The organism is Stappia sp. BW2, assembly GCF_008107695.1.
GTDB lineage: Bacteria > Pseudomonadota > Alphaproteobacteria > Rhizobiales > Stappiaceae > Roseibium.
This window is the reverse complement of record NZ_VIRG01000060.1, coordinates 115,932-129,523: the sequence shown is the minus strand read 5'-3', so window position 1 is coordinate 129,523 and position 13,592 is coordinate 115,932. Positions and strand designations below refer to the sequence as shown.

13 protein-coding genes are annotated in these 13,592 nt (G+C 59.3%); 4 read left to right on the top strand and 9 right to left on the bottom strand.

All coding sequences use genetic code 11. The features are described 5' to 3' along the window. Positions 1–7: 7 nt before the first annotated feature. The 4 genes from FMN63_RS10225 to argE form a co-directional block, all read right to left on the bottom strand. Complete coding sequence (locus FMN63_RS10225) at positions 8–1,471, bottom strand: aldehyde dehydrogenase family protein (RefSeq protein WP_148583872.1); 1,464 nt, start codon at positions 1,469–1,471, stop codon at positions 8–10. Between the two features lie 152 nt (positions 1,472–1,623). Next, positions 1,624–1,977: a cupin domain-containing protein gene (locus FMN63_RS10220; protein WP_148583871.1), complete on the bottom strand. Its 354-nt coding sequence runs from the start codon at positions 1,975–1,977 to the stop codon at positions 1,624–1,626. A 19-nt stretch (positions 1,978–1,996) separates the two neighbouring features. Beyond that, positions 1,997–2,920 (bottom strand): 2-hydroxyacid dehydrogenase, encoded by a 924-nt coding sequence (locus FMN63_RS10215; RefSeq protein WP_148583870.1) that lies wholly within the window; start codon positions 2,918–2,920, stop codon positions 1,997–1,999. Between the two features lie 15 nt (positions 2,921–2,935). Then, positions 2,936–4,060 (bottom strand): acetylornithine deacetylase, encoded by a 1,125-nt coding sequence (argE, locus tag FMN63_RS10210; RefSeq protein WP_148583869.1) that lies wholly within the window; start codon positions 4,058–4,060, stop codon positions 2,936–2,938. 271 nt (positions 4,061–4,331) lie between these two features. Here argE and FMN63_RS10205 point away from each other — a divergent pair, with 271 nt between their 5' ends. The 4 genes from FMN63_RS10205 (at position 4,332) to FMN63_RS10190 (ending at position 9,056) form a co-directional block, all read left to right on the top strand. Continuing rightward, on the top strand, positions 4,332–5,189 hold the full coding sequence (locus FMN63_RS10205; RefSeq protein WP_205513966.1) for a GNAT family N-acetyltransferase: 858 nt from the start codon (positions 4,332–4,334) through the stop codon (positions 5,187–5,189). Between the two features lie 74 nt (positions 5,190–5,263). Continuing rightward, entirely contained in the window at positions 5,264–6,256 is a 993-nt protein-coding gene (locus tag FMN63_RS10200; protein ID WP_148583867.1) for an ornithine cyclodeaminase family protein, read from the top strand. 117 nt (positions 6,257–6,373) lie between these two features. Next, positions 6,374–7,366: a threonine/serine dehydratase family protein gene (locus FMN63_RS10195; RefSeq protein WP_148583866.1), complete on the top strand. Its 993-nt coding sequence runs from the start codon at positions 6,374–6,376 to the stop codon at positions 7,364–7,366. Positions 7,367–7,796: 430 nt separating this feature from the next. Next, positions 7,797–9,056 carry an NAD(P)/FAD-dependent oxidoreductase gene (locus FMN63_RS10190; protein ID WP_148583865.1) on the top strand — a complete coding sequence of 420 codons (1,260 nt, stop codon included), beginning with the start codon at positions 7,797–7,799 and terminating at the stop codon, positions 9,054–9,056. A 132-nt stretch (positions 9,057–9,188) separates the two neighbouring features. Here the strand turns inward: FMN63_RS10190 and FMN63_RS10185 are convergent, their stop codons facing one another. The 5 genes from FMN63_RS10185 to FMN63_RS10165 all read right to left on the bottom strand — a co-directional run bounded on the left by FMN63_RS10185 (position 9,189) and on the right by FMN63_RS10165 (position 13,539). Then, positions 9,189–9,554, bottom strand: a complete 366-nt coding sequence (locus tag FMN63_RS10185) for a cupin domain-containing protein (RefSeq protein WP_148583864.1) — start codon at positions 9,552–9,554, stop codon at positions 9,189–9,191. A 74-nt stretch (positions 9,555–9,628) separates the two neighbouring features. After that, positions 9,629–10,456, bottom strand: coding sequence for an ABC transporter permease (locus tag FMN63_RS10180; RefSeq protein ID WP_148583863.1), 828 nt, complete (start codon positions 10,454–10,456; stop codon positions 9,629–9,631). After that, a complete protein-coding gene (locus FMN63_RS10175; protein ID WP_148583862.1) occupies positions 10,456–11,340 on the bottom strand; it encodes an ABC transporter permease in 885 nt (294 codons plus the stop codon). The genes FMN63_RS10180 and FMN63_RS10175 overlap by 1 nt, the downstream gene beginning before the upstream one ends. A gap of 1 nt (position 11,341) precedes the next feature. Further along, the gene (locus FMN63_RS10170; protein WP_148583861.1) at positions 11,342–12,430 is read right to left on the bottom strand and encodes an ABC transporter ATP-binding protein; all 1,089 of its coding nucleotides are present in this window, start codon (positions 12,428–12,430) and stop codon (positions 11,342–11,344) included. Positions 12,431–12,498: 68 nt separating this feature from the next. After that, a complete protein-coding gene (locus FMN63_RS10165) occupies positions 12,499–13,539 on the bottom strand; it encodes an ABC transporter substrate-binding protein (protein WP_148583860.1) in 1,041 nt (346 codons plus the stop codon). Positions 13,540–13,592 lie beyond the last annotated feature (53 nt).

Genomic DNA, 13,592 nt, shown 5'->3' with positions numbered 1-13,592 from the left:
GTTTTCCTTAGAGGCTGATGAGGACACTCTTTGTCTTGCGGTTGGCTTGGTAGGCTTCGCGGCCAAGGTCCTTGCCGATACCGGAACGCTTGTAACCGCCGGTCGGCAGGATATGGTCGCGCGAACGGCTATAGCGATTGACCCACACGGTGCCCGCTTCAAGCCTGCGCGCAAAGCGGATCGTGCGCGACAGGTCTTTGGTGAAAAGGCCCGAAGCAAGGCCGTAGACAGGGTGGGCAGAAAGCGCCAGGGCTTCTTCCTCGGTTTCGAATGTCTGGACCGTCAACACAGGCCCGAAGATTTCCTCGACAATGGCCGGGTTCGTCTGATCAACATTGTCGATCAAGGTTGGCTCGAAGAAATAGCCCTCACCTGCGATCAGACCACCGCCCGTGAGACATTCTCCTCCGGCGGACTTCGCCGCATCAACAATGCTGGCGATGCGGGCACGCTGCCGCTCGGAGATGATTGGCGAATATTGTGTTGCTTCGTCCCAGGTAGGTCCGGGACGGGCGGTCTGCATTTGCGCAATGATCGCAGCGACAAGCTCTTCTGCGACGGATTTTTCAATGATCAGCCGGGTGCCCGCGACACAGGCCTGGCCGGCATTGAACATGACGCTGCCGGCGATTGCCGATGCGGCTTTCGCGATATCGGCATCGGCAAACACGATCTGCGGGCTCTTGCCACCGAGTTCCAGCGTCATCGGCTTGATGCCGGTGCGAGCGATGTTTTCCATGATTGCCGAGCCCGCACGGGTCGAACCGGTAAAGCTCACCTTGGCGATGTCCTCATGACCGGTAAGGGCGTTGCCGGTAAGCGGGCCGTCGCCCAGAACCACATTGAAAAGGCCTGCCGGAATGCCGGCTTTCACGGCAAGCTGTGCCATGTAAACGGTTGAGAAGGGCGTCATTTCCGACGGCTTGATCACCACCGCATTGCCTGCGGCAAGCGCCGGACCGAGCTTCCATCCCGCCATGGAGATGGGGAAATTCCAAGGCGTGATCGCGCCCACGACCCCATAGGGTTCACTCACGATCATGCCACAGGTCTGATCATCGGTCGGCACCAGATCGCTGCCTTCCTTGTCCGCAAATTCGGCAAAGAAGCGGATCTGTTCGGCAGTCACGGCAATGTCACCAGCAATCAGCTGACCAACAGGCCGTGTGGAAGACAGGGCTTCGATCTTCGCCAGCGTTTCCGCTTCTTTTTCGATCAGGTCAGCCCAGGCCTGCAGCGCCTTGGTCCGCTCGCGCGGGCGCACCCCGCCCCAATTGCTGGCCTTGAGCGTTTCCCTGGCATTTTCGACGGCGCGGTCGACCAGACCGGCATCTGCAATGGGACACTCGGCATAGGCCTTTGCGTCAGAGGGCCGGCGCATCTCGATCCCGTCCGAAGCCGGGATGAGTTCACCGCCGATGAAATGGCCGATGGGCAGAGACAGGCTGTCCGGGTCGAAACTGAGACTCATGAGAGGTCTTCCTTGAGAGGTCCACATCCTGGCCCGAACGTCCGAGTACGAATGATTGTGCTCATCTGTTGCGGTCGACGTTTCTTGCGTTTTGGCGGGCAACGGCAGTCAAATCTTCCAAGAGAAAGGAGCTGCCGCCCTCACCGGTCTTGTCAGTTCACCACGACGTAGAATTTGCGCACTGTCTCAATTGTCTTCCAGACGCCGACAAAGCCGGGTTTCATCACGAAGCTGTCGCCGGTTTTGTAGATGACCGGTTCGCCGCCCTCAGGGGTGATTTCGACGCGGCCGGAGAGGATGTGGCAGAATTCGAAAACCTCGCCCTTGATCGACTTCGTTTCGCCCGGTGTCGCTTCCCAGACGCCGGAAAGAACCTTGCCATCCTTTGCTTCATCCATTGCCCAGGTCTTGAAGGATGGCGATCCGGCAATCAGCTTCTCGGGCGCTGGTAGCGATTCACGGGGAGCAAAGGTTGGATTCGGGTCGAGGGTTTTCAGCAGGGACATGTTGATCCTTTCAGGTGTTTCAATAGCCACGACGTCTGTCGACGAGCCCGACAGGATCGAGTCCGGCGCGGTGCCGTTTGATGTTTTCAATGACGGTTCGCGCAGCACTCGCTGGTTGGGTAACGCTGGCAATATGAGGCGTGAGGATGATCCTGGGGTGCGACCAGAAAGGATGCGCCTCAGGCAGCGGCTCCGGATCGGTGACGTCGATCATCGCAGCCGAGAGATGGCCGTCGTCAAGTGCGTCTGTCAGAGCGGCATGGTCAAGCTGCGGACCGCGGCCCGCGTGAATGAGGGCGGCGCCCTTTGGCAACTTTGCAAAAAGGTCGGCATTGAGAAAGCCGCGCGTCTCCTCCGTCAACGGCAGGAGGCAGACCAGAATGTCACTTGTCCGAAGCATCTCATCGAGACCATCAGCACCGTGGTGGCAGGTGACGCCGTCAATCACGCGGGCGCTGCGAGACCAGCCCGAAAGCGAAAAGCCGAGCGGCTTCAATCGCTCGATGACCGCCTGCGCCAGCACGCCCAGCCCGAGCACGCCGACACGGCGCTCCTCGGCCTGCATCTGCGGCAAGGGTGACCAGAGCCGATGTCTTTGCTGGTCGAGATAGGCGGGCAGATTGCGGTGAAGTGCCAATGTCGCCAGAAGCACATATTCCTGCATCATCCGGGCAATGCCGTCCTCGACCATGCGGACAATCATCACATGGTCCGGCACCAGATCGAAATTGAACTGGTCAACGCCTGCCCCGATGGAAAACAGGACCTCCAGGTTTCTGTAGCGATCGAGATCGTCCGGCATTCCCCAGGTCAGCAGGTACCGCACGTCCTCGGGAGCAACGTCATTTTCATCCATGCTGAAGGGGACATCCGGCAGCGCTTCGGCAAATGCTTCTGCAAAGATTGCACCGCGTTCCGCATCGGACCTGAAGAGAAATGTCATGTAATTTGAACCGCCTCAGGCCTGGCAGCGCTGGCCGAGCGCTTCAATGAAGGTCTGGCAGGCGACAAGCTCACTTTCGAGAATGAACTCGTCGGGTTTGTGCGCCCGCCCGATATCGCCCGGGCCGCAGATGAGAGCATCTATGCCAGCCCCCTGATAAAGGCCAGCTTCGGTGCCGTAGCTGACCGCCCCTAGCGCCGTTTGATGCGTGAGGTGCTCGACCAAGGATACCAGTGGCGAAGTCACATCGAGCGCGAGCGCCGGATAAGCGCTCATTTCAGTCCACTCGACCGAATACCCCATCTCGCGCAGCGCTTCGGCCTTGTTCCGGATCGGGGTCAGGAGGCTTTGCGGATCGACACCTGATATTGCGCGCGCTTCCAGTTCAAGCCGGCATAAGTCCGGCACGATGTTGATAGCCTTGCCGCCGGAGATCACCCCGGCCTGTAGCGAGGAATAAGGTGGCTCGAAGGCCTGATCGAACGGACCCGAAGACAGCTGTTCCGCTGCCTCGATAGCCGCATTCAATACGCCTGCCATGGCATGAATGGCATTGAGCCCTAGATCGGGTCGGGAGGAGTGACCGGCACGCCCCTGAATGGTGACGCTTGCCGCGGACTTGCCCTTGTGGGCGAGCACCGCCCGCATGTTGCTGGGCTCTCCAATGATCGCGCCCAATGGGGCAGCGCAAAGATCCGGCAACGCGGCAAGCAGATGTGGCACGCCCCGGCAACCGGCCTCTTCATCGTATGAAAATGCCAGATGCACAGGCCGAGCAAGACCCATCTTGGCCAGCTTCGGGGCAGCAGCGAGTGCTGCGGCCAGATAACCTTTCATGTCTGTCGTGCCACGCCCGTACAGCCGCTCGCCGTCACGGCGCAGGCAGAACGGGGAGGATGTCCATTCCGCCAACTCTGCCGGCACGACGTCCATATGGCCGGAGAGGATGTAGCCGGGAACGTCCCGGGGGCCGATTGTGGCGAACAGGTTGCTCCGGTCGCCTTCCGGGCCAGGCAGAACGGTAACCGCGATACCCTCTGCCTCCAGGTAGGAGCAAATCCAGTCAACAATCTCGCCGTTAGGCGTTCCTACCACGGTAGGAAACGAGACCAGCCGCTCCAGAATGTCAGTCGCTTTCATGTTTTCCCCGGCAAATGGCATCGACAAGCGGTCCCATAATTCAAATTGCAGGCATGAAGCATGACGGATTGTTGCGGGATTGAATGCCGAACCTGCGCTCACTTCGGTCGAATGTTTTGCTTTTGGGGGTCTTAAGAGCAATTTATGCGGCGGCGCAGGTTTACGATGGTCAGGGCGCTGCGCAAATATGGCGCGCTGGTCAATAACACTCTTGATTGCCGGGAGCGAGGCTTTGGGGCCAAGCAAAAAAAATCAGATCGACGCTTTTTCAATGCATATTGCCGACGTGCAGGATGCCGATCTCGACCAATTGCATGCGCTGTCGATTTCCGTCGGCTGGCCGCACCGGGGTGAAGACTGGCAGTTCTTGCGCGAGGTCGGCGAGGGTGTCGTCACCAACGACGAAATCGGCAGGATCATGGGATCCGCCATGTGGTACCGTCAGGCTGAAAGCCTGGCCACAATCGGCATGGTCATCACGTCTCCCCGGCTGCAAACGCAAGGAACCGGCCTCTGGCTGATGGAATATGCGTTGAATGAGCTTGAGGGCTGTAACCTCAGGCTCAATGCCACGCGCGCGGCCCAACGGCTTTATCATTCGCTCGGCTTTACGCCGGAAAAGACTGTTTTCCAGTGTCAGGGTGTCGTGAAGGATGGCGCCGGTGCCGCATGTGATGCGCCGCAAGGCGACCTTCGTGTCCTCACGAAAGACGATCTGCCGGCAATCACGGCGCTTGACGGCGCGGCTTTCGGTGTTGAGCGCGCGGGTTTGATCGACAAGCTCCTGGCGCAATCGGTGGGCTATGGCCTTTATCGCGACGGCGTATTGACGGCCTTCGCGCTCTGCAGACGTTTCGGGCGCGGCCATGTGGTTGGCCCTATTGTCGCGTCGAACGATGCCGATGCAATCGACGTTCTTTCTCCTCACATCAAAGAGCATGAAGGCCGATTTCTGCGGCTCGACACCCACTTCGAAAGCGGTGATTTCGCGCATCTGGTTACCGGCAGCGGCATGTCCGTTTTCGATACGGTCCTCACCATGTCACTGGGCGAGCGGCTGCGGAAATTTGGAACGGATGTTGTCGAGGGCCCTGTCACCTACTCGCTTGTCAGCCAGACGCTCGGCTAGGCGGTTCTGCCTGAGCGCTATGGAGATCAAACAACCAGGGCCAGGCAGCTTCTGGCGACCAACAAGGATGAGACATGAAGACGTTGCTCCTGAACAAAGAGGAAGTGAGCCGCCTGATCTCCAATCGGGAAGTTATCGAAGCTGTTGAAAATGCCTATAAAGCCTTCAACAGCGGACAGGTCGAACAACCGGAATATCTCTCCATTCACATGCCTGCGCCGCGCGGAGAAATCGACTTCAAGCTCGGCTATTACAAAGTCAATGAAACAATCTCCATGAAGGCCTCTTCAGGGGGCTTCGCAAACAACCCGGCCAGCTTTGGTTTGCCGACCGGAATGGGGACCATCATTCTCTTTGACGCAAGGAGTTGCGCCCTGATCTGCGTGATGGACGGAAGCCTGATCACGGGGCTGAGAACCGGCGCATCCGGGGCCGTCTCGGTAAAGGCGCTTGCCAGAAAAAACGCTTCGAAAATCACGTCGATCGGCACCGGAAATCAGGCGAGAATGCAAATTCGCGCCATCAACGAGGTCATGAAGATCGACGAGATTTATGCCTGGAGCCGCACGGCTGAAAAACTTGCCAAATACAAGGCCGACATCGAAAGCGAATTCGGCATTCCGGTGATCATCACCGAAACCAAGAAAGAAGCGGTTGAGCAAGCGGATGTCCTGATTACGACGACACGCGGCGTTGGAGCTCCGGTGGAAGCGGCCTGGGTCAAACCGGGGACACATATCGTTGCGATCGGCACTGACCAATTCGGCAAGCAGGAACTGGAGCCGGAGATTTTCAGAAACGCGAAAATTGTTGTCGACTCGTTGGCGCAATGCTCCGAGAAGGGCGAGACTTGGCACCCGCTCAACCATGACATCATAACCAGTGATGATATTCACGGTGAAATCGGCGAGATATTGCTGGGTCGCAAACCTGGCCGCGAACATGAAGATGAAGTGACCATCTTCGATTCCACCGGCATGGCGATACAGGACATCACCACCGCCGACAGGATTTATCAAAACGCCATTGCGCAGAACGTCGGAACGCATTTCGAGTTCTTCTCATAAGCCGCGTCTGCTCGCGTTGACGGGATCGTTCCATATCGGGCAAACCTGAGATTTTTCTTGAGGTTGCCAAGAAAACTTCAACTCCAGCCTCCTCTGAACAATAAAAAGGCCGCGAAGGTGAACCAGCAAGATAGTCATCGCAACTCCCCGACCATCGAGGATATTCGGGAGGCCCGGAAACGGATAGAACCCTATATCAGGCGCACGCCGCTGCTGCGCGCAGAACGGATCGAAAAGGCTGTCGGTTGCCAAGTCTATCTCAAACCTGAAACCCTGCAGGTTACCGGGGCGTTCAAGATCCGAGGCGCTCTGAACGCGGTCCTCTCTTTGCCCAAAGAGAAGATCGCCAAGGGCCTCATCTCCAGTTCCTCGGGCAATCACGCGCAAGGCCTGTCCTATGTCGCCCGAATGCTGGGCACGAAAGTCTTGCTGGTGCTGCCGACCACCACGGCAAAGTTGAAAGTCGAAAATACGAAAGCCCTTGGTGCGGAAGTCATTCTTTTCGATGGCGACAACGCCGCCAGATGGAAAAGGGTTTATGAAATTGCCGAGGAAAACGGCTACACGGTGGTCCATGGATTTGAGGATCCGATGGTGATGGCAGGCCAGGGAACGATGGCTTGTGAAATCCTGGAGGACCTGGAAGATGTCGACACCGTGATTGTGCCCCTGGGCGGTGGCGGGCTGATCTCCGGCGTCGCCACGGCCATCAAGGAAACCAATCCGCGCGTGCGCGTCATCGGGGTAGAGCCTGCGCTGACACCCAAATACTATCAAAGCCGGATCAACAAAGAGCCGACCTCCCTTCCCTTGCAGGACACGATCGCCGATGGCTTGCGGATCAGCGTTCCTGGCAGGAACCCCTATCCAATCATCGAAAAATATGTCGATGAGATCGTTCTCGTAGACGACGAGCATATCGTTCAAGGCATGCGCTCACTCGCCGTCGATGCGAAATTGATTGCCGAACCGGCCGCTTCGATTGGCATTGGAGCCTTGTTGGCCGGTTCGATCGCCGTCAGGCCGGACGCAAAGGTTTGCGTTATTCTGACAGGTGGAAACTGGGAACTGGACGCCCTCGCGGATGTCTACAAATCTGGTACCGTCTGATTGGCTGCCCGCGAGGTTTCGGCAGGGAACTGCAAACTATAGCGCGTTGCCGCAAGAAGATGCCCGCAGCGCCAGGTCAAGCGTGTGTGCGACGATACTGCCGTGATCGTCGCACACGGTTTCCAGGTGATACTCGCGCGCGGGTCGTCATCAAGGCTGGCCGACACGCGGCCGCGGGGTCTTTCCGGTCAACCCTGACCGGCAACAGCAGGGCTCTGCGCCTCCCCGACAGCAATTGGCTGCTTTCTAAATCCATTTTCAGCACCTTTTCATACCATTTTCTGCGCATCGACGGATGCGAGACCGGTGCTGAAGACCTCCGGCAAAAACAGTAGGACGGATGCAACGCGCTGCAGTGGCTTGCGAAAAAACGCATAATGGTCCTGCCTGAAACCGCCCCTATGGGGCATACCTTTCAGACAGCGGTTCAATGGCGAAAGACAGCGGCGTGCAAGGCAACATCATCATCGTCGGTGCAGGGATCACCGGACTGGCGGCGGCGGAATGGCTACGGCGAGATGGCTGGCGCACGACCCTGATCGATCCCGTTCTCCCCGGTTCTTCGGAACAGGCCTCCTTTGGCAATGCCGGGCTGTTGGCCCGTGCCTCCGTCATGCCCGTTGCCTCTCCGTCGCTCGTCAGGAAGGCACCCGCGATGCTGCTGGATCCGGGTTCGCCGCTCTATCTGCGCTGGTCTTATCTGCCCCGGTTGTTGCCCTGGCTCATTCCCTTCTACCGGAACCTTTCACCGGACCGGATTGCGCCTATTTCGAAGGCGCTGTCACAGATCACCTTCGACACCAACGAGCAGCATCTGGCGCTGGCCAAGGGCACGCCAGCCGAACGGCACATTTGCAGCGGCGACTTCGTGACCCTGTTCCGAAATCGGGAAGAATACGAAAGCGACACACTGAGCATCGAAACCCGCAAACGCTACGGCCTCGTGCCTTCAACGCTCACCCGGGAAGAACTACTGCAGCGCGACCCCAATCTCGGTCCGCAGTACGGGTTCGGAACGGTTTTTGAAGACTACAAGTGGCTGTCTTCGCCTGGAGAGTATGTTTCCGATCTTTTCGAGGCCTACCTTGGTGAGGGCGGCTCCTTCCGGCAGGGCCGCGTGTTGGACATGACGCCCGGCTCAAGGCCGTCTGTCACCCTGGAGGGCGGCGAGGTTCTGAGCGCTGACAAGATCGTCCTGACTGCTGGCGTCTGGTCGAGCCCGCTCGCGAAAAAGCTCGGCGTCAAGATGAGGCTCGTCGCCGAGCGCGGCTATCACGTGGTTCTGAAGAACCCCGCTTTCACGGCGCCGCAGCCCTATATGGTCACGGATGCAAAAGTCGTCATGACGCCGATGCAGGATGCGCTGAGGATCGCGGGCGTTGTCGAATTCGCGAGCATCGATGCCACCCCGGCGAAGGCGCCGGTAAACCTGATCTCCAAGGCAATCGCACGCGTCTATCCCGGTCTCGAGATCGACGAAACGGAAAGCTGGATGGGACGGCGCCCGACGACACCGGACAGCCTGCCGGTGCTCGGCGAAGCTTCCGGCGCACCGAACATCCTGCATGCCTATGGCGGCCAGCACATTGGTCTCACAATCGGCCCGAAGCTCGGCCGTATGGTCGCTGCTCTGGCCAGCGGGCGGAAACCCAACATCGACCTGTCGGACTATTCAGTGGATCGGTTCTAGCTGGCGGACCGGACGACACGCACTGTCCTTAAAAGACATCGGCTTTCGGTATTGGGGCCAAGACGCCTAGGAGCCGGGACGGTTGCCCACCAATGCGACCTTCGCGCTATGCCTTTCCGGTCAGACGTCCTGTCACGCCGCCGGCGCAGCGTCGATCACGAACAGCTTGCGCATGTGCTCGTGGATGACCCACTCCCCTGTCCAGCCTTGCGGCAGGACGAGCAGATCGCCGGGACCGATCTCCCTTGTTCCACTGCCGTCGGCATTGGTCACGGACGCCCGCCCGGAGAGGATATGGCAATATTCGCCAGCCTTGGTGCGGTCTGCTGTAAAGCGGCCGGGCATACATTCCCAGACACCGATCTTGGTGTGGCCGTCGGCAGAGGTCCACAGCATCGTCGAGGCCTCCTTCTGGCCCTCGGTCAAGGTGGTCGGCTTGTCCGCAAAGTCGCCGAGCGGCTGGCTGGCGAGGTCGGCGAAGGTCAGGAGATTGATCATCAAAGGCTCCAGGAGAAACGGATTTCATGAGGGGAAACAACGCCGGGCGTTCCATGCCCGGCGCATCAAGGTTTTCAGTCCTTCGCAGCCCGCTGCTGACCGAAGATCTGTGCCAACACCATCAAAAAGGTGGTCACGCAGATCATGATGGTCGAGATCGCCGCGATGGTCGGGTCGATCTGGTCGCGCAGGGCGTTGAACATGTTGCGCGTCAGCGTCGGGTTGTCGCCTCCCGAGACGAACATGGCGACGACCACCTCGTCGAAGGAGGTCAGGAAGGAGAGCAGTGCCGCAGTCACCACCGCAAAGCGGATCTGCGGCAATGTAATCGTCACAAAAGCCTTCCAGCGCGGTGCCCCAAGGCTGCGCGCGGCGTTTTCCTGGCTCATGTCGTAACTCTTCAGAGCAGATCCGATCACGATCACCACCAGCGGCAGCGCCAGAATGGAATGCGCCAGCACCAGCCCGAACAACGTGTAGAGGATGCCTATCTGGGCGTAGACATAGAAAACACCGATGGCGACGAGGACCAGCGGCACCATCATAGGCGTGATCAGGAACAGGAAGGCCGCCCGCACGAAACGCACCTGTGAGGCGTGCAGACCGTAGGCGGCCAGAACGCCGGCGGGCGTCGCGACCAGCATTGTCAGAAACGCGGTCTTCAGCGACGTCCAGGTGGCCAGCATCCATTCGGGCGACGAAAGGTAGTGCTCGTACCAGCGCAGTGACCAGACCCGTGGCGGAAACTCCAGATACTGGCTGTCGGAGAACGACATCGGAATGACGATCAGCGTCGGCGTCACCAGAAGAACCATGATGATGACCGCGAGCACGTAGAGCCAGAGGCGCTGGCCATGGGTGATCTGGGTCTCGCTTGCAGGTTTCTTGAGCCAGGCGAACATCAGTGCCCTCCCCCTGCAATCTGGTCGAGCTTCAGAAAGCGGGACGCCACCCAGAGGATCGCGAAGGTCAAAGCCAGAAGCACGACCCCAAGGGCGCTGGCCGCGCCCCAGCTGACGAAGAGTTCGATGTTGGAGACGATCTTCATCGACACCATGATGACCTTGCCACCGCCAAGCACGGCCGGTGTCACGAAGAAACCGAGGCAGAGAATGAAGACCATCAGCGTGCCTGCGAAAAGACCGGGCATGGTGAGCGGAAAGAAGACATCCCAGAACGCCCGTCTCGGACTGGCGCCCAGGTTGGCCGCTGCCTTCACGTAGTCCCGGTCGACGGCCTTCATGGAGCCGTAGACCGGCAGGATGAGGAACGGCAGCATGATGTGGACCATGCCGATCAGCGTGCCCGTCATGTTGTGAACCATCTTGATCGGCTCGTCCCACAAGCCGAGAGCCATTGCCCATTCATTGATGAGGCCCTGTTTCTGCAACAGCACCAGCCAGGCATAGGTTCTGACAAGCAGAGACGTCCAGAACGGCAACAGCACCGTGATCATGCACAGGTTCGCGATCCTGGGCGGTATCTGGGACAGGAAATAGGCCAGTGGATAGCCGATCAGGATGCACAGACCCGTCGTGACAAGGCTGACCTCGAAGGTCGTGCGGAAGATCCGCATGTAGGAGCTGCGCTCGACCATGCGCTGATAGTTCTCCAGCGAGAACTGACCGTTGCCGCCAAGAAACGAGACATAGAAAAGCCATCCCACCGGAATGACCAGAATGACGAGGACCAGAAGCAACGCGGGCGAACTCAGGCCAAAGAGCTTCATGCGCTCCAGCTTTTCGTCGACGCGCAGTCCGGACGCATTTGCCGGGGTCGCCTGCATCTCAGGCCTCGCTTCCATCGATCAGAACCGTGTCTTCCGGTGCCAGGGTCAGCGTGACCTTGTCACCCACATTCGGCAGCGCAGACAGGCTGGCGCCGCGCACCCCGCCGCGAAGCGCAATCAGCGTTCCGTCATCAAGCCTTGCGTGCAGAAGATAGCTGTCGCCCTGGTAGACGACTTCTACGGCAGTGGCCGCGAAGTTGTTTGCGCCCTCACGAGGGCCTTCGGAGGACAGGACGATCCGTTCCGGACGCACCATAAGGGCAAGGGTCGGCGTGTCGGGTGGTGCCTGGACAAACTTAAGCGGCATGCCGCCATAAGACACCTGCTCGCCAGATCTTTCGACCGGCAGGAAGGTGCTGTCGCCAATGAAATCGGCAACAAAGCGGTTCGCCGGTCGCTCATAGAGTTCGCGCGGGCTCGCTAGCTGCATGATGCGCCCCTTGTTCACGACCGCGATCCGATCGGACATGGTCAGCGCCTCGCGCTGGTCATGGGTCACATAGACCGTGGTCATGCCCAGTTTTTCATGCAGATGGCGCAGTTCGATCTGCATCTGGTCGCGCAGTTTCTTGTCGAGGGCCGACAGCGGTTCGTCCATCAGGAGAATGCGCGGCTCGAAGACGATGGAGCGGGCCAGCGCCACGCGCTGCTTCTGACCGCCCGACAACTGGGTGATGCGCCGGTCGCCGTAGCCGCCGAGCTGAACGGTCTCCAACGCCTTTTCCACGCGCTCGGCAATCTCGGCTTTCTGCAGTTTGCGGAGCTTTAGCGGATAGGCCACGTTGCCGGCCACGCTCATGTGCGGAAACAGAGCATAGCTCTGGAAGGTCATTCCAAGGTCCCGCAGATGCGGTGGCGTTCGGATCACTTCGCGTTCACCGAATTTCAGACTTCCACAATCCGGACGCGTGAAACCGGCGATGACCATCAGGAGTGTGGTCTTCCCCGATCCGGATGGGCCGAGTAGCGTTATGAATTCGCCGCTTTTGACCTCCAGTGAGACATCGTCCAGCGCGTGAACCGCTCCATAGGTCTTGGTGACGCCCCTGATCGAAATGGGCAAAGCGTCGCTGTCTTGTGACCGCAAGGGCCCCTCCTACTATTGAACAGATAGAGGCGGGCGCAGCGCGCCCGCCGTCAGGGTTGGGGGGCTAGCTATTCGGTCATCATCTCCTGGTACATCTCTGAGGCGACGGTTTCCCACTTCGCATACCATTCCAGCGAGATCGGAAGCTGCTTGGCCGCATTTTCAGGCGACGACGGCAGTCCAGCCGCAGTTGCGGCATCGATCACGCCGGTTTCGAAGGCGAGATTGTTGGTCGGGCCGTAGGTGATGTATTTCGGCAGGTCGTCCTGGTATTCCGGTTTGGAAATCTCGGCCAGGAACTTCATCGCCAGATCCTTGTTCGGCGCCCCCTTCGGGATGGCGAAGCAGTCGTAGTCGAGCAGTGCCTGATTATAGGAGTAGGCCACCTTGGCGCCATCCTTCTTGGCGTTGTCGAAACGTCCGTTCCAGCCTGTGGTCATGTCAACTTCGCCGTCTTTCATCAGCTGCGCCTGTTGCGCACCCGACGACCAGAAGACATCAATATTCGGACGCAGCTCACGGATCTTGTTGAGGGCGCGCTCGATGCCTTCCTCGCTATCGAGAACCTTGTAGACGTCCTCTGGCGCAACACCATCGGCCATGAGTGCTGGCTCCAGCGCGCCGGCGACCTTATTGCGGTACGCGCGCTTGCCGGGGAATTTCTCGACGTCCCAGAAATCCGCCCAGCTCTGCGGACCGTTCTCGCCGTAGGTATCCGTGTTCCAGGCGTAGGTGGTGGAGAACACGTCACCGCCGACACAGTATTTGGAGTAGAGCGTCGGCCCGAAATTCGAAACGTCGATGACGTCATAGTCGAGTTCCTCGAGCATGCCTTCCGCGCCTGCTCGGGCGGCAGACCCGGAACCGCTGGCTACGATGTCGAGCGTGACCTGGCCTGTGGACACCTGCAGCTTGACGTCGGACATGCCGCCGTAGGTTTCCTGCTTCACATCGATGCCCATGGCCTTGGCTGCGGGTTCGAACAGCGCCTTGCTTTGGGCCTCCTGGTAGGAGCCGCCCCAGGAGGCGACCGTCAGATCGTCGGCATGGGCCATCGCCGTTGTGGCAAACAGGGCCGACACCAGGGTGAAAGTCATCTTGTGCTTCATAAACAGTCCTCCTATCGAACAATCGCCGCTCTGGAACGCGACACCGGTCGGTG

Coding starts and splice junctions, on each gene's coding strand:
- FMN63_RS10225 (WP_148583872.1), bottom strand. CDS start 1,471: ATGAGTCTCAGTTTCGACCCGGACAGCCTGTCTCTGCCCATCGGCCAT.
- FMN63_RS10220 (WP_148583871.1), bottom strand. CDS start 1,977: ATGTCCCTGCTGAAAACCCTCGACCCGAATCCAACCTTTGCTCCCCGT.
- FMN63_RS10215 (WP_148583870.1), bottom strand. CDS start 2,920: ATGACATTTCTCTTCAGGTCCGATGCGGAACGCGGTGCAATCTTTGCA.
- argE (WP_148583869.1), bottom strand. CDS start 4,060: ATGAAAGCGACTGACATTCTGGAGCGGCTGGTCTCGTTTCCTACCGTG.
- FMN63_RS10205 (WP_205513966.1), top strand. CDS start 4,332: ATGCATATTGCCGACGTGCAGGATGCCGATCTCGACCAATTGCATGCG.
- FMN63_RS10200 (WP_148583867.1), top strand. CDS start 5,264: ATGAAGACGTTGCTCCTGAACAAAGAGGAAGTGAGCCGCCTGATCTCC.
- FMN63_RS10190 (WP_148583865.1), top strand. CDS start 7,797: ATGGCGAAAGACAGCGGCGTGCAAGGCAACATCATCATCGTCGGTGCA.
- FMN63_RS10185 (WP_148583864.1), bottom strand. CDS start 9,554: ATGATCAATCTCCTGACCTTCGCCGACCTCGCCAGCCAGCCGCTCGGC.
- FMN63_RS10180 (WP_148583863.1), bottom strand. CDS start 10,456: ATGTTCGCCTGGCTCAAGAAACCTGCAAGCGAGACCCAGATCACCCAT.
- FMN63_RS10175 (WP_148583862.1), bottom strand. CDS start 11,340: ATGCAGGCGACCCCGGCAAATGCGTCCGGACTGCGCGTCGACGAAAAG.
- FMN63_RS10165 (WP_148583860.1), bottom strand. CDS start 13,539: ATGAAGCACAAGATGACTTTCACCCTGGTGTCGGCCCTGTTTGCCACA.